This is a genomic window from Cloacibacterium caeni, from assembly GCF_907163125.1.
GTDB lineage: Bacteria > Bacteroidota > Bacteroidia > Flavobacteriales > Weeksellaceae > Cloacibacterium > Cloacibacterium caeni_B.
The window spans coordinates 576414-598607 of record NZ_OU015319.1; the positions used below are offsets into that span (position 1 = coordinate 576414).

20 protein-coding genes are annotated in these 22194 nt (G+C 32.0%); 11 read left to right on the forward strand and 9 right to left on the reverse strand.

The genetic code is table 11. From position 1 onward, the window contains the following. Positions 1–14: 14 nt before the first annotated feature. The 6 genes from KKQ79_RS02680 to KKQ79_RS02705 all read right to left on the reverse strand — a co-directional run bounded on the left by KKQ79_RS02680 (position 15) and on the right by KKQ79_RS02705 (position 6692). On the reverse strand, positions 15–2675 hold the full coding sequence (locus KKQ79_RS02680; RefSeq protein ID WP_213188857.1) for an ATP-binding protein: 2661 nt from the start codon (positions 2673–2675) through the stop codon (positions 15–17). Continuing rightward, the gene (locus KKQ79_RS02685; RefSeq protein WP_213188858.1) at positions 2668–2862 is read right to left on the reverse strand and encodes a hypothetical protein; all 195 of its coding nucleotides are present in this window, start codon (positions 2860–2862) and stop codon (positions 2668–2670) included. Before KKQ79_RS02685 ends, KKQ79_RS02680 begins: the two co-directional genes overlap by 8 nt. A 90-nt stretch (positions 2863–2952) precedes the next feature. Continuing rightward, positions 2953–3180: a DUF6814 family protein gene (locus KKQ79_RS02690; protein WP_213188859.1), complete on the reverse strand. Its 228-nt coding sequence runs from the start codon at positions 3178–3180 to the stop codon at positions 2953–2955. Positions 3181–3307: 127 nt separating this feature from the next. Continuing rightward, positions 3308–4891, reverse strand: a complete 1584-nt coding sequence (locus KKQ79_RS02695; RefSeq protein ID WP_213188860.1) for an MFS transporter — start codon at positions 4889–4891, stop codon at positions 3308–3310. A gap of 44 nt (positions 4892–4935) precedes the next feature. Then, positions 4936–6177 carry a hypothetical protein gene (locus KKQ79_RS02700; protein ID WP_213188861.1) on the reverse strand — a complete coding sequence of 414 codons (1242 nt, stop codon included), beginning with the start codon at positions 6175–6177 and terminating at the stop codon, positions 4936–4938. A gap of 95 nt (positions 6178–6272) precedes the next feature. Next, entirely contained in the window at positions 6273–6692 is a 420-nt protein-coding gene (locus KKQ79_RS02705; protein WP_213188862.1) for an IS1/IS1595 family N-terminal zinc-binding domain-containing protein, read from the reverse strand. 232 nt (positions 6693–6924) lie between these two features. On the opposite strand from KKQ79_RS02705, the gene KKQ79_RS02710 reads away from it, so the two are divergent. The 4 genes from KKQ79_RS02710 to KKQ79_RS02725 all read left to right on the forward strand — a co-directional run bounded on the left by KKQ79_RS02710 (position 6925) and on the right by KKQ79_RS02725 (position 13452). Continuing rightward, on the forward strand, positions 6925–7815 hold the full coding sequence (locus KKQ79_RS02710; protein ID WP_213188863.1) for an aspartate carbamoyltransferase catalytic subunit: 891 nt from the start codon (positions 6925–6927) through the stop codon (positions 7813–7815). Positions 7816–7876: 61 nt separating this feature from the next. Beyond that, complete coding sequence (gene carA, locus KKQ79_RS02715) at positions 7877–8956, forward strand: glutamine-hydrolyzing carbamoyl-phosphate synthase small subunit (RefSeq protein WP_213188864.1); 1080 nt, start codon at positions 7877–7879, stop codon at positions 8954–8956. A gap of 291 nt (positions 8957–9247) precedes the next feature. Continuing rightward, the gene (gene carB, locus KKQ79_RS02720) at positions 9248–12427 is read left to right on the forward strand and encodes a carbamoyl-phosphate synthase large subunit (protein ID WP_213188865.1); all 3180 of its coding nucleotides are present in this window, start codon (positions 9248–9250) and stop codon (positions 12425–12427) included. A 119-nt stretch (positions 12428–12546) separates the two neighbouring features. Further along, positions 12547–13452, forward strand: a complete 906-nt coding sequence (locus tag KKQ79_RS02725) for a helix-turn-helix transcriptional regulator (RefSeq protein WP_213188866.1) — start codon at positions 12547–12549, stop codon at positions 13450–13452. Between the two features lie 2 nt (positions 13453–13454). Here KKQ79_RS02725 and KKQ79_RS02730 read toward each other — a convergent pair whose 3' ends face one another. The 3 genes from KKQ79_RS02730 to KKQ79_RS02740 are packed head-to-tail and all read right to left on the reverse strand — an operon-like array spanning position 13455 to position 16010. Beyond that, positions 13455–14141 (reverse strand): protein NO VEIN domain-containing protein, encoded by a 687-nt coding sequence (locus tag KKQ79_RS02730; protein WP_213188867.1) that lies wholly within the window; start codon positions 14139–14141, stop codon positions 13455–13457. Between the two features lie 24 nt (positions 14142–14165). Beyond that, positions 14166–15029: an ATP-binding protein gene (locus KKQ79_RS02735; protein WP_213188868.1), complete on the reverse strand. Its 864-nt coding sequence runs from the start codon at positions 15027–15029 to the stop codon at positions 14166–14168. A gap of 3 nt (positions 15030–15032) precedes the next feature. After that, positions 15033–16010: a hypothetical protein gene (locus tag KKQ79_RS02740; protein ID WP_213188869.1), complete on the reverse strand. Its 978-nt coding sequence runs from the start codon at positions 16008–16010 to the stop codon at positions 15033–15035. A 131-nt stretch (positions 16011–16141) separates the two neighbouring features. Between KKQ79_RS02740 and KKQ79_RS02745 the strand changes: the two genes are divergently transcribed. From KKQ79_RS02745 to KKQ79_RS02775, 7 genes are all read left to right on the forward strand, one after another. Continuing rightward, positions 16142–16759 carry a DUF2911 domain-containing protein gene (locus KKQ79_RS02745; protein WP_213188870.1) on the forward strand — a complete coding sequence of 206 codons (618 nt, stop codon included), beginning with the start codon at positions 16142–16144 and terminating at the stop codon, positions 16757–16759. 557 nt (positions 16760–17316) lie between these two features. Beyond that, positions 17317–18534: a site-specific integrase gene (locus KKQ79_RS02750; RefSeq protein ID WP_213188871.1), complete on the forward strand. Its 1218-nt coding sequence runs from the start codon at positions 17317–17319 to the stop codon at positions 18532–18534. A 139-nt stretch (positions 18535–18673) separates the two neighbouring features. After that, complete coding sequence (locus tag KKQ79_RS02755) at positions 18674–19582, forward strand: hypothetical protein (protein WP_213188872.1); 909 nt, start codon at positions 18674–18676, stop codon at positions 19580–19582. 92 nt (positions 19583–19674) lie between these two features. Then, the gene (locus KKQ79_RS02760; protein WP_213188873.1) at positions 19675–19959 is read left to right on the forward strand and encodes a helix-turn-helix domain-containing protein; all 285 of its coding nucleotides are present in this window, start codon (positions 19675–19677) and stop codon (positions 19957–19959) included. 36 nt (positions 19960–19995) lie between these two features. Then, positions 19996–20247, forward strand: coding sequence for a DUF3853 family protein (locus tag KKQ79_RS02765; RefSeq protein WP_213188874.1), 252 nt, complete (start codon positions 19996–19998; stop codon positions 20245–20247). Position 20248: 1 nt separating this feature from the next. After that, on the forward strand, positions 20249–20992 hold the full coding sequence (locus tag KKQ79_RS02770) for a hypothetical protein (protein ID WP_213188875.1): 744 nt from the start codon (positions 20249–20251) through the stop codon (positions 20990–20992). A 44-nt stretch (positions 20993–21036) separates the two neighbouring features. Then, positions 21037–22134: a hypothetical protein gene (locus KKQ79_RS02775; protein ID WP_213188876.1), complete on the forward strand. Its 1098-nt coding sequence runs from the start codon at positions 21037–21039 to the stop codon at positions 22132–22134. Positions 22135–22194: the final 60 nt, after the last annotated feature.

Sequence of the window (22194 nt, forward strand, 5' to 3'; positions counted from 1 at the left end):
TAGTATCTCAAATCTCATGTCTCAAATCTCAAGATAATGTTAAAAACCACTCCAATTTCTTTATTTTCTGCGGAGATTTCGCCTTTGTGCGCTTCAATAATTTTTTTACAAATGGCTAATCCTAATCCTGTTCCTATGGGTTTTCTAATGTTTTGATTTTTGGATTGATAAAACTTATCGAAAATCAGTTCTATATCTTCTTCAGGTATTTTTTTACCCGTGTTGAAAATGCTGATGTTCAGTTGACCATCTTTTTCTATAAATTTAGTTTGAATCATGCCACTTTCATCCGTGAATTTGTAGGCATTTCCTAAAATATTCTGAAAAACTTGAATCATTCTGGCTTCATCATATTCGTATTCTTTTTGGCTCAATAAATCAATTTCAGAATGGTGAATATTTTTCTGTTGAATCAAATGCTGAATAGGTTTTAACGCTTTGTGATAGGTTTCTACAATATTATTTTTCTGGATATTGAGTTGAATAATTCCTGATTCTAACTTGTCTAAATACAGAATATCATTGATGATTTCGTTCAATCGGTCAGACTCAGAAATGATGTTTCCTAAAAATTCTTTTTTGATTTCGGTAGGGATTTCGTCATCATCTAACAGAATTTCGCTGGCAGCTCTAATTGCGGTGATAGGTGTTCTGAGTTCGTGGGCAACAGAATCTAGGAAATCATCTTTTTGTTTGTCTTTTTCAATCAAATTGGTGTTGGCAACTTGCAAATCTTCAGAAAGTCTTCTGAGTTGTTTAGACTGTTCGGTGAGTTTTCTATTTAGGGTGATGTTTTCTTTAGATTCTTCTAAAATATTGAGTACTTCTGGCAAAGAAATTTTATCTTCTTTGGTTACACCTTCCACCAAAATTTTGGCAGAAGCAGTACCGATTCTTCCCGCCAAAAGGTTTTCCGAAAACTTAATCAAACGCGAGTCTGCAGTATCGGTTTCATCGGTAATATTATATTTTGTGTTAAAGATTTTCAGCGCTTGTTTGGTCTTTTTCTCACCTAAAAATCTTACCAGAATTTTTTCAATATCAGAAATATTCGCTTTTCCTTTCCAGATGTATGCTCCTTCATGATTTTGAATGTATTGGTCTATATCAATATAAATTTCTGCAAAATTTCGCTCTCTGTAATTGCCTTTTACACTTACAGAAATCACTGCAAAAAGGAAAGAATTGACTAAAATGCTCCAGAAAAAAACTTGAGCAAGGGTAGACAGATAAGGAATTCTGAAAAAATCAAGAATTTTATAATTTTCCAATGAAAATTCTGGGTTAATAGTCTGGATATATTGGGGAATAATCAAATTCACATAACAAATAATAACTCCCGCGATAATTCCTGTTACAGCACCATAATAACTGCCTCTTCTCCAAAAGATAGCTCCAAAAAACGAAGGCGCCAATTGTGCAATGAGTACAAATGAAACCAAACCTACTGAGAATAAACTGGATTTGATAATGAGGTATTTATAGAATAAAAACGCAGAAATAATCAACATGAAAATGCTTACTTTTCTGATGTTGACAATGTTTTTGGTGTTGAAATTTTCCGGATTTTTCTTGAAAGTATCGATCCAGCCGTAAGGAATAATGACATTGTTCGAAAGCATTACAGAAAGCGTAATACTCGAAATAATAATCATAGAAACACTGGCACTCAATCCACCTAAGAATACCATTACGGAAACCAATATATTTCCAAATTTTTGAGGAATTAGAATAGGGAAAAGCTCTGGATTTACATTTTGACCTTCAAACAAAATTCTTCCGCCCCATGCAATTGGGAATACAAAAAAATTGAAAATCAAAAGGTAAAGTGGGAATAACCAAATGGTTGTTTTTAAGTGTTTTTCCTTTCTGTTTTCTACAATTGTGGTGTGAAATTGTCTTGGCAATAGAAAAATGGCAGACATAGAAAGGAGAGACGTAATTGCGAAATTAATGCTTCCTTCTAATCCGTTAAAAGTGTTTTTAGCAGCAAAATCTTCAAATTTTTGAGCTTGTTCATAGATGTCTTCAAAACCATTGAAAACGCCATACGTTACAAATAACCCTAGAACTACAAAAAAGATGAGTTTTAAGAAACTTTCTACAGCTACAGCAGAAATAATTCCCAATCTTTTTTCTGAAGCATCTACATATCTGGTTCCGTAATAAGATGAAAAAATAGCAATAAGAATCACCACATACGTTGCAGTATCGGTAAAAATATTGTCTGAGTTTTCAGAAAGGGTAATCTGATGAAAAGTATCAGAAATCGCTTTAATTTGGATTCCGATATATGGAATAATCGCGAGAATACAAACGATGGAAATCAGTGCGCCAAAAGATCTACTGTTTCCGTATCTCAAAGAAATAAAATCGGCAATTGAACTGATTTTATTGACTCTAGAAATTCTAATGATTTTATTATTGATGACAATCCAAGCGGGAATAATAATAATAGGACCGATGTAAATTGCCAAATATTCTAAACCTTGATTAGCAGCAACGCCGATGCTTCCGTAATACGTCCAAGCGGTGCAATATACCGCTAATGAAAGGGAATAAATGTAAGGGTTATTCGCCCAAAAATTACTCTTCTTCTTCTCTGCCCAGTAAGCAATGAAGAACAAAAGTGCTAAATAAAGCATGATGATGGCAAATAACTGAAAATTATTCATCAAATTTTTTAAATATTACAAAAGAAATGATAGTTGAAGCGAACCAGATTCCGAAAATGTAAATGTAAATAAACGGAAGCCCAAAATAGGCTTTAACCTGATTAAACAAAAGCAAAATAGGTGCATTGAACAATACAAAAAGCACCATACTTAGAATCACCAATTTTTGCTCGTGTCTTTTTTTCATTTTTCAGAAGGTTTATCTAAAAATCAGAATTGAGATTTCAGTTTTCCAATGACTGAAAAAGCTGAAATCTCTTATTTCTGATACCAAAAATTATTTTTTATCGGCAGAATATTCGCCTTTCAGAGAATACAAACCGAAAGTTGCTAATCCACCTACCACAATAGGCATTAAAATAAAAACGATGATGCTCCCGAAAACCAAGTCTTCTTGTTTACCCGAAGTTATTTTTGGAATCCCTAGAACAGTCAATCCAAGGTAAGCTACCACTGCTGCTAGAGCTAGCCAAACGATACCTAATATTTTTTTTATTGCGTCCATTTTTTTGTTTTTTAAAGTTAATAAATTTTATTTAGATAATTTGAAAATGTGGTAATGTGATAATTTTAAAAAGAATAAGATTTTTAAATTGACTAACAAATGATCACATCCACAAATGATCACATTTTTAATCCTCTACATTTCTATCTTTTCCGTCTAAGTAAATTACCCCAATGATTAAACTCACTGCCGCTACGATAATTGGATACCAAAGACCTTGTAAGTAATATTCTGGATTTCCGGCTTCTTTAGCCGAGGTTACCAAATAAGTAGCTACTGCAGGCAATAAACCTCCGAAGATACCATTACCAATATGATAAGGAAGTGACATAGAAGTGTATCTAATTCTGATAGGGAACATTTCTACTAAGAAAGCAGCAATAGGTCCATAAACCATCGTTACGAAAACAACTTGTAAGAAAACCCAGAAAGCAAGTGTCCATTTGGTAGTGCTGTCTATTGTTTTCGTGATTTTAGTTTCTACTTTATCTTTTCCTTTTTCGTCTAGTAAAACTTTTCCGTTTTCTAGATGTTTAGTCACCACTTCTTTTACATTGCTTCCATCTGCATAGAATTTTTGAGTAGTATAAACAGAGTCTACTTTAGTTCCTTCTAGAACTTTAGCAGTTGCTTCAGAAGTGAATTTATCTTTTAATTCTTGTTTTTGAGAGAAATCTCCCAGTTTAAACATTTGGTTGTAAATAGGTCTGTATGCGAAAATTGCCAATAAAAGACCAAGCATCATAATTGGTTTTCTTCCTACTTTATCAGATAGCCAACCGAATAATACGAATAATGGAGTTCCGATAAATAATGCGGCTGCCATTAATGAGTCTACTTGTGCAGATTCTATATTCATTACTTTTTGCATGAATGACATCGCGTAGAACTGACCAGTGTACCAAACTACACCTTGTCCCATTACAGCACCGAATAATGCTAATAAAACATATTTAAAGTTGTATTTATTCCCGAAAGATTCTTTTAATGGATTGGTAGAAGTTTTTCCTTCTTTTTTAGCTTTTGCAAAAAGTGGAGATTCTTTCATGTTTTTTCTAATGATATAAGAAACGCCCACCATTAAGATAGAAATCCAGAAAGGAACTCTCCATCCCCAATTGTCAAATTCTTCAGCAGTTAATGAACTTTTAGTCACCAAAATCACGATGAGTGAAATGAATAAACCAGAAGTGGCAGTGGTCTGAATCCAAGAAGTCCAGTAACCACGTCTATTATGTTCTGCGTATTCTGCTACATAAGTTGCAGCGCCTCCGTATTCACCACCAAGAGCTAAACCTTGTAATAAACGAAGAATTAATACTAAAACAGGAGCCATAAAACCGATGGTTTCATAACTTGGAATACACCCGATTAAGAAAGTAGAGAATCCCATGATTAATAAAGTAACCAAGAAAGTATACTTTCTACCAATAATATCTCCTAATCTTCCGAAAAATAAAGCTCCGAAAGGTCTTACTACGAATCCAGCTGCAAAAGTGGCTAGTGTAGATAAAAATGCTGCAGTAGGATTATCTGCTGGGAAGAATTTAGTAGATAATACTACAGCTAAACTCCCGAAAATATAGAAATCATACCATTCGATAAGCGTTCCTAGAGAAGACGCCATGATAATGCTCCAAAGAGTTGAAGATTTTTTACGTTCATCTACGTAAGCATCATGCTCTGCTTGTGTGTTAAATTGATGACTCATGTGTTTATTTTTTAGTTTTGTTAATAATGTATTGAAAGATGTTTTTAGAAAGAATAAGAAGCACTTACCAGTGCGCGGAAATTTCCTACATTGGTTTCATTGTTTCCTGATGTGGCATCAGTTTTTAAATCGCCCCAAGTTGCGGCAGTGTATTCTAATTCTGGCGAAATTTTAAATTTATTTTGCTTGAAATCTACTCTAGCAGAAGCTCTCCAAACATTGTCTACCACTCTGGTTCCAGAAACACCTCTTACATAAAGTGATTTGTAATTAGCGTCTTCTAAACCACTGTTTTTAGTATATCCAAAGAAAACTCCAGGGGCTACATTCGGTTTATTACTCGCAATGTCTACCCAAAAAGCTGAGGTTTTAGTAGGTTTGTAAGAATCTATTCCGTTAGTTTCAGCATAAGAAGCATAACCACCAAGCATCACTAAATGATGTAAATTTCCACCAGAAATTCCATAGAATTTTGCAACTACGTTTTCATTAGAATATTTAAAATATCCCATGAGCATGGTAGAATTGAGTTTTTCATCAGAAGCCAATCCTCCACTGGTAATCACAGGTTTTAAAGATTGATATTCTGCGCCTAAACCTGCAATCACATTTTTGGTTTTGTATTGCAATTGTGCGTGTAAAGTAGGAGTAGTAGAATTAAAAGTAGGAGAGTTATTAGCGTTTCCAGAAACTACAGGAGCTTGAAACTCTCTGTCTTTGTAAGCGACTAAATCTAAAGAAAGATTTGAAGTTAAACTTTGTCTAAATCTAATTTGACCAACCCAGCCAAAAGGATTAAACATAATTCCCGTGCTGAAATTGGCAACTCCCGGGAAAACTTCAGGAACAAAAGAAGGGTACCAAGTCTGTCCTAAAGTAAGGGAAGATTTTTCCCAAGCCAACTGTGCATAAGCATGTCTTAATCTGAAAAGTCCGATGCTTTCTTGAGTGTTTCCAAAGAAGTCGCCTTCTAATTTTCCACTCGCTTTTGCGCCCCAAACATTGGGACCTTTAAAGTTAACACCCAATCGAGAAACTACTGATAAAAAATTACTGGCACCAGTAGCATTAATATCATCACCATTTGCATCTAATTTTTTGTCTAAAGGATAAAGGTTGAGATGGTATTCTCTCACCTGTGCAGACTGTCTCGAGTCGAAAATATAATCTGCTCTTGCAAAACCATAGAGACTTACATCCCATTCTTTTGGTTTCTCTTGAGAGAATAAAGCATTGCTAAATAATAAACTAGCAATACTAGCGAAGATTAATTGAGTTTTCTTCATAATATTAAACAGTTTTTTGTGATTTTAACATCGCTAAACTGATAATAAAAAAAACTCTGTAAAAATTTTGTATATATTTTTGTAAATAAGTATAGTTACTTTTTAAAACGTTCCCATTTTATCATCATAAACTTATCCCCGAATTCGGTAATAATAAGTCCAGAACCTTTAAGATTTTCTTCATTTCTGATGTATTCTGCCAGTTCTATTTGTTTGAAAACCTTATAGGTAGCATGAAAATCAGAATGAGGTGGTTTCTTAATATTGTATTCCTTAATCCAAGAACTGATGGTGACATGAGAAATGCCTAAAATGCGCTCTATTTCTCGTAAACTGAGGCCTTCTAAATAAAGTTGTAATGCCTTCGTTACATAGTAATCATCTATCTTTTTGCCAATTTTATTTACCGTGAAATAGTATTTGCAGTCTCTACAAAAATAGCGCTGTTTCCCTTTAACAATGCCGCTTTTCACGATTTCGGAGTTTTCGCATTTCGGGCAACAATTTATTTTCATATATACGTTTTTAGCAAAGATATACTTATTTTGCAATAATAATGTTAAATAAAATTAATTTTTTCTAAAAATTTTGAAGGCAAAAAGTTAATATGTATATTTGCAACCAATGAAAACGATAAATTTTTTATTGAACATAAATATCGGACTTCAATCCGACGGACAAAATATTTTTATTTATTGAAAACGAAGCTGTTGGGGCTTCGTTTTTTTTGTTTAAAACCATAGTATCATGATTAAATTATCCAGATTGTCACTAGAAAGCGTTGAAAAACTATTACATCAAGCGCTAGAATTCGCAAACGGCAAAACAGTAAAGGCCAAATCAGACATTTTTGTAGCGAATCTTTTTTTTGAAGACAGTACTAGAACGAAAATAAGTTTTGAGGTGGCTGAGAAAAAATTAGGATTAAATGTAGTACATTTTGATGAGTCTAAAAGTTCTATCAATAAAGGCGAAAGTCTTTTAGATACGATTAAAACGCTGGAATCAATTGGGATAAATCTTTCCGTAATCAGGCACCAAAAAACCAGATTTTATGATGAATTGAAAGGTGTGAAAATGGGAGTGGTAAATGCTGGAGACGGAATTGGGCATCACCCAAGTCAAGCGTTACTAGATTTAATAACCATCAAACAAGAATTTGGTGATTTTAAAGATTTGAAAGTGGGAATCGTAGGAGATATCAAACACAGTAGAGTAGCCAATTCTGATGCAGATACACTGAGAAGATTAGGAGCGAAAGTATATTTTTCTGGACCAAGAGAATGGTTTGACGAAGGAAGTATAATGAATGGAACCTACAGAGATTTAGATGCAATGATTACCGATGTAGATGTGCTCATTTTATTAAGAATTCAGCACGAAAGACATGATGAAAAAATGAAATTGACGCCTCAAGATTATCTCAGAAAATATGGTCTTACCAAAGAGCGTGAGCAAAAAATGAAACCAAATGCCATCATTATGCATCCTGCACCAATCAATAGAGGTGTAGAAATAGACAGTGATTTGGTAGAATGTGAACGTTCTAGAATCTTTAAACAAATGCAAAATGGGGTATTTGCAAGAATGGCCATCTTGAAAAAAGTGTTAGAAGAGAGAGGTTTTGAATTTGAATAAATTAATACAGATAAAAGTGAAAAGTCAGAGTAATACTGCTCTGGAAATCTATTAAAAAGGAATGAAAAAGAAATTAATTTTAGAATCAGGTGAAGTTTTTCACGGACAAGGTTTTGGTGCAAATACCGATACTGAAGGAGAAGTGGTGTTCAATACTGGAATGACTGGTTATCAGGAACTCATTTCGGACCCTTCATATTGCGGTCAGATTGTAACCATGACTTATCCATTAATTGGTAATTACGGAATTAATAGAGATGATTTCGAAAGTATTGAGCCCGCAATTAAAGGCTTAATCGTGAGGGAATTGTGTGATTTTCCTTCTAATTTCAGAAGTCAATTGTCTTTAGATGAATTTTTTTCCAAAAAAAAGCTATCAGGAATTTCAGGGATTGATACCAGAAAACTGACCAGAATTATCAGAAATCACGGGGTTTTAAAAGGGAAAATTGTAGATGAAAATGCAGATGAAACAGCAGTAATTGCTGAACTGAAAACTAAAAATTTCCCAACCAATCAAGTAGAGCAAGTTTCTACTAAAACGCCTTATGCAAGTCCGGGAAGAGGTTTCAAAGTGGTTTTAGTAGATTTTGGTTCTAAATTAGGCATCATCAGAGAACTTTCTCAGAGAGATTGTGACATCATCGTGGTATCTCAAGATACAACTGCAGATGAGATTCTACTAATGAATCCAGATGGAGTAATGCTTTCTAACGGTCCTGGTGATCCACAAGATGTAAAAGGTGCTTCAGAATTAATCAATGGTTTACTGGGTAAAGTTCCAATCTTCGGAATTTGTTTAGGTCACCAGTTAATTGGTTTGGCTTGTGGAGCAAAAACCTATAAATTAAAATTCGGTCACAGAGGTGGAAATCACCCAGTTCTAGATTTAAAAACAGGGAAAGTAGCGATTACTTCTCAGAATCACGGTTATGCAATAGACGAAGAATCTCTAGAAAATACCGATTTAGAAGTAACACACGTCGCTCTGAATGACAAAACAAACGAAGGAGTTCGTCATAAGAAATATCCATGTTTTTCGGTACAATATCATCCAGAAGCAAGTCCAGGTCCAGAAGATGCCAATTATCTTTTTGATGAATTTGTGGAAATGATGGAAGAGTTTAAAAAAGCCAAGTAAAAAGTAAAAAGAGCCAAGTTTTATAAAATTTATGAAGAGGAGATACTTTTTTATTTAAAATTAACAAAATAAGCCACGAAGTGGCGCAAGAAATAGCCAAGTGCAAAGCGCTTGGAAAATAAATTCAATCAATGATAAAAACCACAAAGTTTGTCTTTCCATATGAATCTAAATTATGAGTTTAAAAATAATGGAAATCAAATTATCTTACAGACAAAAACTGAAAAAGAAGAAATAAAAATAGAAATAAAATCTGATGTCTTAAATCTGACATCTGAAATCTAATAAAAAATGAAAAGAACAGATATTAAAACCATTTTAGTAATAGGAAGCGGCCCAATTATCATCGGGCAAGCTGCAGAATTTGACTATGCAGGAACTCAGGCTTGCCTTGCATTAAAAGAAGAAGGGTACAGAGTAATCCTCATCAATTCTAATCCTGCTACCATCATGACCGATGTAGAAATTGCAGACAAAGTATATATAGAGCCAATTTCTCTTCCATTTGTAAGTCATATCATCAGAAAAGAACGTCCAGATGCGCTTTTGCCAACTTTGGGTGGACAAACTGGATTGAACATGGCAGTAGAATTACAGAATTCTGGAATTTTAGAAGAATGTGGAGTAGAAGTTTTAGGAACCAAACTTTCTGCGATTAATAGAGCAGAAGACAGAGATTTGTTCCGTGAATTAATGAGAGAATTAAACGAGCCGGTTCCAGATTCTGATATTGTAAATACAGTAGAAGGTGCATTAGCTTTTGCAGAAAAAATTGGTTATCCAGTAATTGTTCGTCCTGCTTTTACCATGGGTGGAACAGGTGGTGGAATCGCTCATGATGAATTGCAACTGACAGAAATTGCAGAACTTGGACTGAAATATTCTCCAGTGACTCAATGTTTAATTGAAAAATCAATTGCTGGGTTTAAAGAAATAGAATACGAAGTAATGCGCGACAAAAACGATAATGCTATCGTAGTTTGTAATATGGAAAACATAGATCCAGTAGGTGTTCATACTGGAGATTCTATTGTAGTAGCGCCTTCGCAAACGCTTTCTGATAGAGAATATCAGATGCTCAGAAATGCTTCACTCAAAATTATTAGAGCACTAGGAATAGAAGGAGGCTGTAACGTTCAATTGGCTTTAGACCCTCATTCTTTCAACTATTATATCATCGAAGTAAATCCTAGAGTTTCTAGAAGTTCGGCTTTAGCAAGTAAAGCAACAGGTTATCCAATTGCGAAATTAGCCGCTAAAATTGCAGTGGGACTTACTTTAGACGAAATGCTTAATCCGGTTACAGGAAAAACATACGCATGTTTCGAGCCTGCTCTAGATTATGTAGTGACAAAAATTCCTAGATTCCCATTTGATAAATTCGAAACGGCTGACAGAAGACTTTCTACGCAGATGAAAGCAACGGGTGAAGTAATGGCGATTGGTAGAAGTTTTGAAGAATCATTAATGAAAGCGATTCGTTCTTTAGAAACGGGATTGCAACATTTAGGATTAAAAACCAAACCTGCACTTGCCTTAACAGATGAAGATATCGAACGCAGAATTAGAGTGTGTGATGACGAAAGATTATTCATCATCGGCGAAGCTTTAAGAAGAGGTTATGATTGGGAAACCATTGTAGAATGGAGTAAAATAGATAAATTCTTCGTTTGGAAATTCAAAAAACTCATTGATTTTGAAAAAACCATTGCGGAAAATAAATTCAACAAAGAAATATTACTGGAAGCGAAAAGATTAGGCTTCTCAGACATTAATATCGCACATCTTTGGGAAACAGACCACAGAGAAATCTTCAAGTTCAGAAAAGAAAACGGAGTAATGCCAGTTTACAAAATGGTAGATACTTGCGCCGCAGAATTTGAATCTGCTACTCCTTATTTCTACGGAACGTATGAAGAAGAAAACGAGAGCATTCCTTCTGATAAAGAGAAAATCATCGTTTTAGGTTCTGGTCCTATCAGAATTGGTCAAGGGGTAGAATTTGATTACGCTACCGTTCACTCAGTTTGGGCAATCAAACAAATGGGTTACGAAGCAATTATCATCAATAATAACCCAGAAACGGTTTCTACGGATTTCTCGATTTCGGATAAGCTATATTTCGAGCCTTTAACAGAGGAAGATGTAATGAACATCATAGAACTCGAAAAACCAAAAGGAGTGATTGTACAGTTTGGTGGACAAACTGCAATCAACCTTGCAGATAAATTAGCAGCTCATGGTGTAGAAATTCTGGGGACTTCTCTAGAAGATTTAGACAGAGCCGAAAACAGAGATAAATTCGAACATGCACTGCAAGAATTAGGCATTCCACAACCATTGGGTAAAACGTGTTTCTCTAAAGAAGAAGCAATTAAAATTGCCAATGAAATTGGATTCCCAGTATTGGTGAGACCAAGTTACGTTCTGGGAGGAAGAGCAATGGAAATCGTATACAACGATGCAGAACTAGACCATTACATGGAACATGCGGTAGATGCAAGTCCAGAACACCCTGTTTTAGTAGACCGTTACCTTACCGGAAAAGAAGTAGAAGTAGATGCGATTTGCGATGGCGAAACTACAGTCATTCCAGGAATTATGGAACACATCGAAAGAGCGGGAGTTCACTCAGGAGATTCTATTGCGGTATATCCTCCACAAACGCTTACTCCAGACCAGATTGCAACACTAGAAGATTATACCAAACGTTTAGCAAAAGGGTTGAAAGTAGTAGGTTTAATGAATATTCAGTATGTAATTTCTGATGGAAATGTCTATGTGATTGAGGTAAATCCGCGTTCTTCTAGAACCGTTCCTTTCTTGTCAAAAATCACAGAAGTTCCGATGGCGAATTTAGCGACCAAAGCAATTCTCGGAGCAAATCTGAAAGATTTAGGCTATAAAGATGGATTGGTTCCAAATAAAGAAGGAATTTTTGTAAAAGTACCAGTATTCTCGTTCAGTAAATTAACAAGAGTAGATGTAACTTTAGGTCCAGAAATGAAATCTACGGGAGAAGTAATGGGCAAAGATTCTACGCTAGAAAAAGCCTTGTACAAAGGTTTAATCGGTGCAGGTAGAAAAGTGCCTTTGCATGGTTCTATCTTATTCACCATAGATGATGTAAATAAGCCAGAAGCCGCAAAATTAGCAAAAAGATTCTACGATATAGGTTTCAAAATTTGGGCAACCAGAGGAACTTCTAGATATTTTAACGAACTCAATATCCCAACCAAAATTGGATATAAAATAGAAGAAGAAACAGAGAACTTAATCAGTTTAATCCAGAAAGGAAAAGTACAATATGTAGTGAATACTACTACGAAAGGAAAACAATCGATGAATGACGGGTTCTTAATCCGTAGAACTTCGGTAGAAAATGGCGTTCCTTGTCTTACCAGTATGGATACCGTAGAAGCAATGCTCAAAGTAATCGAAAGCATGACTTTCAAAATGGAAAAAATGTAAATCTGCTTTGTCAAAGTTTTTGCGAAGCAAAGAAATCTTTGACAAAGTTTTTAATAGATAACCTCTAAGATTTTATTTCTTAGAGGTTTTTTTTATATTTGAAATAGAAAAATAACTAAATGAATAGAAAGTTTTTAAGAATGGTTTTTTTAGTTAGAACTGTTTTGCAATACAATGGTAAATTTAATCGTGAAGATATTATTGATGAGATATTAAAGAGGTTTAAAGCCTATGAAGATATTGAAATACTTAGAATGGATGAATATCCTATTTCAACTTTTGATAAGGATAAGAAAGCAATTAAAGACGCTTGGAAAATTGATTTAGAATGTAAAAATAATTTGTATTATATAAATACAGATTTTGAAAGTGTGTTTCAAAACGATATACTTAATTCATTGGTTTTTCTTTCATCAATTAATACAGATATGTTGCTTCCTAGTTATGTAATTACTGAGACTAGAAAAAATACAGGTATGGAATATTTTCATACTATTTCATCTGCTATAGAAAAAAAACTTTGTCTCAAAATTTCTTATTTTGATTATGTAACAGAAAATGAAAATGAAAAATTAATAAATCCATATCGTTTGAAGCAAAAAGATTTTAAATGGTATGTTTTGGCTAAAGATATAAATGATGGCGCAATTTCTTTTAAAAGTTATGCACTAGAAAGAATTAGAACAATTGATATTTTGGGAAAGTTTAAATCAGATTTAAGTATAGATTTTGAAACACCCTACAAAGATTCAATTGGTATGTTTACTAATGAATTTCCTACAAAGGTTGTGGTAGAATACGATTATAGAGATGGTAACTATTTGAAAGCTAATCCTATTCATCATTCCCAAAAAATTCTATCACAAAAAGAGAACCGAATTACTTTTGAGTTTTTTATAAAACCAAATGAAGATTTTATAATGGAATTAATGAAACGTTCTTGGTCTTTAAAAGTGATAGAACCTATTTTTCTAAAACAGAAAATTATGAATTATTGGAAATTGGCTTTGGAGAGAAATGAATGAATCTATTTTTTATTTGTCAGTTTTAAGGATTTTATAATTTTATAAGATATTTTATCTTCTTTGTCATTTTCATCAAAAAACTCATTGTTTTCAAATTTTAATATTTTGATATGTCTATTTTTAGCGCTAGAATTACAATTTGAAACAATACAAATTCTATAATTTTCTTGATTTTCTTGTAATTTATTATATTCATTTTCGCTTAAATTTATAGAATAAAATTTTCCATTAAGTCCTTTAACCTCAAGTAATAATTTTATGTTACCAATTGTTGTTTCTAAATCCCAACCACAGTTTTTTGATTCTACACTCTCTACTTTGTAGCCTTTTTTTTCATAAAAAGCTTTAATATCATCTATTGCTCGTTTTTCACTCCTTTTCGCTTTTTTTTCGTTGTTTTTTCTATCAAATACATTATAATTGTTTGGATCTAGATTTTTAAATTCAACAAATCTTTTCAAATAGGTTTTTTCATTTTTTTCAAACCTAGTATTTTTATCCATCGAATTTAAGAATGTATCGATATCTGAAGTACTTTGTTCAAAAAAAGAACTAAGTTTATTTCTTTCTATATAACGATTAATTCCCTTAAGATAGTTATTTGCAAAAATCAAAGTATCTTTGATAGTGGAGTCGGATTTACTTGGATAAATATTTTTTAACCAATCTTCGAATTGTTTCTCACTCATAGTATTATTTTTTATTAAACAAATTTAGTGAAAATTTCTATCAAAATCAATTACATTTCCTAAGTTGTTTCGGTAAAAAAACACGCCGTTATAAAAAATATTTTGTTCTGATTTTGGGATAGCTATACTTATAAAATTACAGCCAAGAATGTTTTCTGCTTTTATTATAATTTTTTTTGCAAAATCTTTATAAATACAGGAAATCAGCCTATTAATAATATACTCAAAAGATATAATGTTTTCATTTGCAGAATAATTATCAAAGCTAGATTTTTGCCCAATAATAATTGTTCCACCATCAGAATTTGCAAAAGCACAGATGCTTTCTAATAACAATTCAATGTCAGATTTTCTATTTTTTATTTTAAATTCTATGAATTCTATTTCCTTAGGAGATTTCCCCAAAATTTTATTTTTTTTAGAAACTTCTTCCAATCTTCTACCCATAAAAAGAATGTAAGAATGTTTATTTTCAAAATTAATTTTCAATAGATCAAAGTACTTTTTTTCTATTTTTTTTCCCTGTTCTATGTGTCTTTTCAGAATTTCATTTAAAGAAAAATGAATATTAATAAGATAAATTTGGTTTTCTTTATCAGCCAAGTCATATTTTTTTACATCTTCATTAATTCTAATATAGATAGAGATGCCTTTTAAATAATTCTCGGGATTTTTATAGATAATTTTGCTTGTTTTTTCATCTCGCCATATTTCTCCTTCTCGTTCTAAAACATTTATTGCTGCTTCGTAATATTCAAAGGCTTTTTCTCTTGCAAAAAGAATGTCTTGATTTGTAAATACTTGTTGGTGTATTCTCCTTAAACCAGAATTATTGGTGATAAATTGAGTTTTTACAACAAAGCTAATAAGAGGTAATTTAGTTTCCATAGTTTAGATAATATTGATAATTTCTTGTAATTCAGGATTTATATATTTTATTTCGAAAATTTCTGTAAGTGTTGTTTGTTCATCTACTTCTGTTAGTCCTTTATTGTTTCGGATGTATAATTTTCCTTGTTTCGAATAGATTAGTTCTTCAGCATAATAATTTTCATAGCAAAAAACTTCATAATTTATTGCATCAATTTCTAAAGAATCATAATGCTTTAATTTATTCTCAGAATCATAAGCTTTTTCTAAAATTTTTAAAACTCTAATTTTAAACCCCGAATTTTTTTTAGGAATGAATAGATATTTATTTAAATAAAAAGAATTAAGAAAGGAAAGATATATTTTTTCTATATCATTAAAATTTTCTGTTAACAAAATCTCTTTTTGGTATAAATTTTCTTTATCATAAAAAAGTTGTTTTAATTCTCTTTTCTTAATCTGGTTAAAAAAGTTGTTTTTAGAAATGACAGGACGTAATTCTAAATTATTGTAATCTAAAAAATCTTTTAAAATTTTTATTTCTAAATTAATTGATTGATAATCTGTATTTTTGAAATCTAAAATGCATTCTTTTATATTATATTTTGAGCTAGATAACATTATCCTCAGAAAACCATAATTTTCAAGTATTTCTTGACCATTATTTCTAATTCTATAAGCATCCCACATAATATAATCATTGTAAGAATATTGAATAGAGTACTCTGAAATTTTTTCAAAATCTAAAATTTGTGTATTTTCTAAACAAGGTAAATCTTCTTTCTTTTCAATTTTTTTTAATTCCAAAGAATTATTATCTGTGAAAAATTTAATAGTGATAATTTCTCTTTCAATAGCTTTTTTAATTATATCTGATAAATAGATTATAGCTTTTTCCCTTGCAATCCTGGGATTTGAATCTTTAAATTCTCTTGTTTCATAATTTAATAATAAATTAAGTATTGCTGGTATTTCTACTGTGTAAATATAGTTATCCATCTCTGTAATTTTTTGCAAAGAAAATTAATTTAACTACCAAAAACAGGTAGTTTACAATTTGCACACAAAAAAACTTAAAGGTTTTTTGTTTGAAAAATATTATCTTTATCAAAAATTTAAAAATGATATTTATGTTAAAAAGAATTTCACTTTTCGCATTTCTAAATGTAGCAATGCTTGGTTTTTCTCAGCAATATAACATTCCGGCTGTAAGCCCAAGACAAACCGTAGAACAGCAATTTTCGGTGACCAAAATTTCTATAGAATATGGTAGACCTGCGGTAAAAGGAAGAAAAGTCTTCGGAGAACTGGTTCCTTTCGGTCAAGTTTGGAGAGCTGGAGCGAATGAAGCTACCAAAATTACTTTTGGTCAAGAAGTGCTTTTTGGCGGTCAAAAAGTGAAAAAAGGAACCTACGCTTTGTATGTGATTCCTCAAGAAAAAGAATGGAAAATCATTTTAAACAGAGGGGTTAACAATTGGGGAGCTTATACCTATGATGCAAAAGAAGATGTAGCAACCACTACCGTTCCTGTAAAAATGATGAACGAAAAAATGGAGCGTTTTACCATAAATTTCGAAGATATTACAGACGAAAAACTCAATTTAGTTTTCGAGTGGGACAAAACCAGAGCAGATGTTCCGGTAGAAATTCTAAATGTAGAAGAAACACTACAGATTATTGATAATTTAAAGGCGATTAAAAAAATAGAAAGCGATATTAAAAAGAAAAACGAACCGAAAAAGTAATTTTTGGGCGCGTCCTTTTTTTGCCAACGCTAAAAACGCTTTTAGAAATTTTTCTAAAAGCGTTTTTTCATCCGCCGAAAAAAGGTCGGTCTTCGTGTAGTCGCTTTTTTAATTTTTTAGAAAAAAATTAAAAAGAGCTCCAACAATACACTTCGCCCTCGCGCAAAAACAACAGAATTTTAAATAATTGTCACTCTGAGCGGTAGTCGAAGAGTCCCATCCAACATCTCACATCTAAAATCTAAAATCAAAAATACTTGTTCATTTTTCGGTTGTATCATCCATTCCTAAAAATTTACATTTGCATTACTTTGTCAAAGATATTACTATTTTCCAATATTTCATTTGATTGCTTCAAAGTGCTTGTTTCAGTGGGTTTTACAATTTTAAGATAAGAAAACTAACGAATCCGAAAGCATCCAAATTAAGAGTTTGTTGAACTGCTTGTTGTACTTTTGTATCAGGTTGCTTCCCTTTGCGAAACCTTCTATTTAAAGGGTTTCTTTGCTTTGCACTGTTTTGCAAAGGGAATATAAAACCTAAAAATATACAACATTATGGCATCAGTAAAATTAGTTCTGAGAACAGCACAAGAATCCCAAACAGGACATTGTCCACTTTACATTAGACTTATAAAAGACCGAAAAGCAAAATTTCTCACGACAGGTCAGAAATTAAAGCCTTCAGAATGGGACGAAGCAAAGCAAAAAGTAAAGAAAAACCATCCGAATAGTGCAAGATTAAATGCCTATTTGTCTCAAGTTATTGCCGATGCGGAAGGTCAGGTCGCTGATGTTTCAAGGAAAAATGAGTCAGTTTCTGCCAAGAAGCTAAAAGAAGCAATCAAAGGGAAAGAATCTTCATTGTTTTTTGATTATGCCTTTAAAAGATTAGAAAAAATCAATGGTTCCATTTCCATTTTAACACAACGCAAATATCAGGCTCACCTAGAGAAGTTTAAAAAATATGTAGGTGAAAAAGAATTCTATTTTGAAGACCTTACTACCGTCTTGCTGAACGACTACATTACCTATTGCTATTCTACTTTAAAAAACAAAAACAATACGGTACAAACCAATATAAGAAGCCTGATGAAATTCTACAATGATGCCATTGCAGAAGACATGGTCCCTCTAAATCTGTATCCTTTCAATAAAATCAAGACCAAAAAAGATTCTGCGAAAATAAAATTTCTCCAAAAAGAAGAAATTGAACTGCTGAAAAATGCAGAATTAGAAGAAGGAAGTTTAATGTCAAAATTCCGAGATATGTTTGTTTTTTGCATTTATGCAGGTGGACTTAGGATGGGCGATGTGATTTCTTTGCAATGGAAGCACATTAATTTTGAAGATTCCAAATTATCAAAAGTTATCCGAAAAACAGGGAACTTGCATAGCTTCAAACTAGTCCAACCAGCTTTAGAAGTTCTCAAAAAACACAAAAATGAAAACAGCACCGATGAAAGCTTCGTTTTTTCTTTAGTAAAAAATGAAGAGAAATTTTTGAAAAATGAACATTATGCCATTTCAGAAATTGAAAGAATTTCTCGTAATATCAATAAATCACTATCATACATTTCTCAAAAAATTGATTTAAACAAAGGACTTTCCTTCCATATGAGCAGACATACATTTGCTACAAATGCATTGAATAATGGAATGCGTATTGAACACGTTTCAAAAGTCATGGATCATTCGAGCATTCGTGTAACCGAGATTTATGCAAAAGTAATCAATACAGAACTTGATGCTTCGATGGACAAGTTTGTGTATTAATCTCTAGAATATAAATAAAGCAAAAAAGAAGAGTGTTATTCTTATGGAAAACATTCTTCTTTTTTCAATGTCTTATTATGAGTTATAGTCAAAAAAATACTTAGAGCACAAAATTTGAGATGATAAAAGAAAACTTATTATGATTTCACATTATCCACTTTTGGAAACGGCTCCTTTCATGGAGTTTACGTCTGTAAAAGTTACAGATGCTTTTAACCATTTATTTGACATAGAAAAAAACACAGAAGAAAATTTACAGTCTTATTGCCAATCACTTATCAATAAAATTTTTCAATTGCACTATTCTCAAATCCAAAATTTTATTAACCATCATTTTAGTATTGCCAAAAATCCAATTGACTGGCTGAACACATTTGAAAAACTCATTGTTGTTAATGAAAAACTCTTTCAAAAAGGAAGTAATGAGAGCAGACATATAAAGTTTCAAACCTGTATCGAATTGAAAAGGCTCAATTTAATTTGTGATGAAACACAAGAAAGTCCTACGAGACTAAATAAAAAGCAAATTAACGCAGAAAATGAAGAAAGATACTTCAGTTTTAAAGAAGTGAAAGAGGAACTTGACCGAATAATTATTTTTGAAGAGAAAATAGTTTATCTAACCAATCAAAAATTTGATTATCAACAATCTGTCATTGATTTTGTAAACAAAAATCTTCCCCCATTTGATGAACAATGCACTAATGAGATTGAACGTCTCATTGAAGTAAGAAAATTGGAAGAACAACTTACAAAGAAGAAGACTAATTATATACAGAGACCCACACTAGAAAACAAAATTAAAATCAACAGCAACCTCAATCAGATTGTGGATGTATTTTTTCAACTGAACCGTGAACTATTTATTGAAGGCAAACCATATTTGGATGCCAATACAAATGATTTTGTGGCATTAATTTGCAATAATTTCGTAGATAAAGATGGTCACGAAATCAGCACAGCAACTGTTGAAACGATTTTACGTCCCTCTAAATACGATAAAAGACCCAAATCTCATAAACGTATTGATGTTAATAAATTAATCTAAAAAAAACAAGTCTCGGAGAGACTTTTTCGGGACTTCGGGACTTTTTTTGTTTGCTCAATTTTGCTCCATAATCATTAAAAACATAAGAAAAAATGGAGGCAATTATTCTCTCAAAAGAGCAATTCGATGCTTTAATGTCAAAAATCGATGACATACATCACAAAATCAATTCAAAAAACCTACCAAAGCAGGAAGTATTTTTAGATAACGAAGAATTTATCAAAATGCTAAAAATCTCACGAAGAACTGCACAAACCTGGCGTGATGAAGGCAAAATATCTTTTTCACAAGTTGGAAACAAAATCTATTACAAACTTTCTGATGTAGAAAAAACGATGGATGAATACTATAATAAATCCTTTTCTAAAAAATGGTAATTAAACAATTGTATTTTCCATCAAATCATCAATTCTATGAAAAACATAAATCCACAAACCCCCATTTGGAAGCTGACGGTTGAAGAATTTTTGGAAATTTCCCAAAAAATTAACTTGGAAAGCAAATATGAATACGGACTGAAAGGTTTGGCAAAAATTCTCGGTTGTTCTGTTTCTAAAGCCTCTGAAATAAAATCTTCGAGAATATTAGATGAAGCCATTATTCAAAATGGGAATATCATTATCATTGATAAAGAAAAAGCGTTGCAACTTTTTGCAAAAAAATAAGATGTACTACCTTGAATTGATAGAGCGGTTTTGGGATTTTAATAAAACGGCAAAAATTAGTCCTACAGAAATATTATTGTATTTCTATTTGCTGAAAATGGGCTATGAAAATGACCGCTACGATTTCAAAATTTCTGATGTTGAATTGGGAAGAGAACTGGGATTAACCAGAAAAACGATAAAGTCAACAAAAGAGAAACTCAAAAATTTAGGTTTAATTCAATTTCAATCCAAAAATGGACTTCCTTGTCATTACCGATTGCTGTTGAATTATTCCTTTGAAATTGAATCTAAAAAATCAATCAGAAATGAAGAAAGTACAATTGTTGAAAAAGATCAAAATAGAGAAGTTTTAGAAATATTTGAAAATATTCTATCTGCACAAAATTCAGTTGAGGCAATAAAAGAAATTGAAATTAATAGTGATGTAAAGGCATCTTCAGAATCATCACAAAAGCAAAAGCTAGAATTAGAACAACAAAACCTTAAAAATTCCAAAATTCCTTCTTTGGATGAGTTTATGGAATATGCAAAATCATTGGAAGGCTATGAACTGGAATTAGAATTGAGTATCAGCGAAAAATATGAAGTTTGGATAAATAATGATTGGAAAAACACCTCCAATCGTCCAATTAGCAATTGGAAATCTACACTAAAAAGCACTTTGCCTTATCTGAGAAATAAAAGTGAGGAAAATTCCCTTTCGTTGCAAGACATTCCAAATATAAAACGTCCTGAATCTTAAGGTAAAATCATCAAAATTAAATTTATTTAAAAACGAAATAAACTATGACTGTTTCGGAAAAAGATTTACGGCTTATCCGTAAAGGTTTTGAAAATAAAAACGAAAGAAATATTGACAAAATCCGCATCGGAAACCGTTTTGTGGACGATTTTATTTTTGATGATTCCGAAGCCGCAGATATTCCTATTAATGCTCTTCGTGTGATTTTTAATATTATTTCCATTATCAGTAATGAACAGTTCCGACCTCAAGACCGACCGAAACAACTTTCACTTTTTGACGAAGAATTTGAAACCGAAAATAACATTTTTGCTTCCATCAAAATTAAAAACAGTAAAATTTCTCCAAGTGGATCTACCAAGCAAGTAATTGATGCTTATGAGTTTCTTGCTAAATTTAAGATGGGTTGGTACAAATCGGTTAATTCAAAGGGCAAAGAAATTAAAACTTTCGGTGGACTCATTTCTACACCTAGTTATGACAAAAGAGGCTACACCACATTTTTAGTCAGTAGTTATTGGCTCAAGAAATTATTGGTAATTCCCGAATACAACTATATTCTGTATAATTTGGTGTACAATGTGCGAAACAACAAACACATTATTTTTGCGATTTGGCTTTCAAAATTACCTGAAAATGGAACGGTTCTAAAGCTTTCTACACTGAATAAAAAGTTTGGATTGAACTATAAAACAACCAAGGATTTTTGTTTTAAATTTCTAAAACCAGCAAAAATCAGTTTGGATAAATTCAACATATTGTCTTTCAATTACAGATACAAAGCGGATCAAATATATATCATTCCAATTTTAACTAAAGTCATTTCTGATAAAGTAATGACCGAAAATAATCAGAAATCATTAAAAATAAATGAAAGATTAGGGTATTTTAAGAAAAGATACGGACTAAAAGAGCATGAAATGATTCAGTTTTTTCATCAATACAGAAACATTTCGCAAACAAGGGAATTGATAGAAAAATCCTTTAAAGAATATGTGCGAAACTGTAGATTGAAAAAAATTAAATCAACGAACTACCAAGGTCAACAATTTCTGAATGAGATTCAAGAACATATGAAACAGATTTATAGAAGTACAAAAATGGGAGAACTATTACCAAATGGATATCCAATCATTGTGTGAATTCGGAATTCCGCTCATTCGCAATTCGGAATTGCGGTAGTAAAAGTTAATGAAATGTTA

Coding starts and splice junctions, on each gene's coding strand:
- KKQ79_RS02680 (WP_213188857.1), bottom strand. CDS start 2,675: ATGAATAATTTTCAGTTATTTGCCATCATCATGCTTTATTTAGCACTT.
- KKQ79_RS02685 (WP_213188858.1), bottom strand. CDS start 2,862: ATGAAAAAAAGACACGAGCAAAAATTGGTGATTCTAAGTATGGTGCTT.
- KKQ79_RS02690 (WP_213188859.1), bottom strand. CDS start 3,180: ATGGACGCAATAAAAAAAATATTAGGTATCGTTTGGCTAGCTCTAGCA.
- KKQ79_RS02695 (WP_213188860.1), bottom strand. CDS start 4,891: ATGAGTCATCAATTTAACACACAAGCAGAGCATGATGCTTACGTAGAT.
- KKQ79_RS02700 (WP_213188861.1), bottom strand. CDS start 6,177: ATGAAGAAAACTCAATTAATCTTCGCTAGTATTGCTAGTTTATTATTT.
- KKQ79_RS02705 (WP_213188862.1), bottom strand. CDS start 6,692: ATGAAAATAAATTGTTGCCCGAAATGCGAAAACTCCGAAATCGTGAAA.
- KKQ79_RS02710 (WP_213188863.1), top strand. CDS start 6,925: ATGATTAAATTATCCAGATTGTCACTAGAAAGCGTTGAAAAACTATTA.
- carA (WP_213188864.1), top strand. CDS start 7,877: ATGAAAAAGAAATTAATTTTAGAATCAGGTGAAGTTTTTCACGGACAA.
- carB (WP_213188865.1), top strand. CDS start 9,248: ATGAAAAGAACAGATATTAAAACCATTTTAGTAATAGGAAGCGGCCCA.
- KKQ79_RS02725 (WP_213188866.1), top strand. CDS start 12,547: ATGAATAGAAAGTTTTTAAGAATGGTTTTTTTAGTTAGAACTGTTTTG.
- KKQ79_RS02730 (WP_213188867.1), bottom strand. CDS start 14,141: ATGAGTGAGAAACAATTCGAAGATTGGTTAAAAAATATTTATCCAAGT.
- KKQ79_RS02735 (WP_213188868.1), bottom strand. CDS start 15,029: ATGGAAACTAAATTACCTCTTATTAGCTTTGTTGTAAAAACTCAATTT.
- KKQ79_RS02740 (WP_213188869.1), bottom strand. CDS start 16,010: ATGGATAACTATATTTACACAGTAGAAATACCAGCAATACTTAATTTA.
- KKQ79_RS02745 (WP_213188870.1), top strand. CDS start 16,142: ATGTTAAAAAGAATTTCACTTTTCGCATTTCTAAATGTAGCAATGCTT.
- KKQ79_RS02750 (WP_213188871.1), top strand. CDS start 17,317: ATGGCATCAGTAAAATTAGTTCTGAGAACAGCACAAGAATCCCAAACA.
- KKQ79_RS02755 (WP_213188872.1), top strand. CDS start 18,674: ATGATTTCACATTATCCACTTTTGGAAACGGCTCCTTTCATGGAGTTT.
- KKQ79_RS02760 (WP_213188873.1), top strand. CDS start 19,675: ATGGAGGCAATTATTCTCTCAAAAGAGCAATTCGATGCTTTAATGTCA.
- KKQ79_RS02765 (WP_213188874.1), top strand. CDS start 19,996: ATGAAAAACATAAATCCACAAACCCCCATTTGGAAGCTGACGGTTGAA.
- KKQ79_RS02770 (WP_213188875.1), top strand. CDS start 20,249: ATGTACTACCTTGAATTGATAGAGCGGTTTTGGGATTTTAATAAAACG.
- KKQ79_RS02775 (WP_213188876.1), top strand. CDS start 21,037: ATGACTGTTTCGGAAAAAGATTTACGGCTTATCCGTAAAGGTTTTGAA.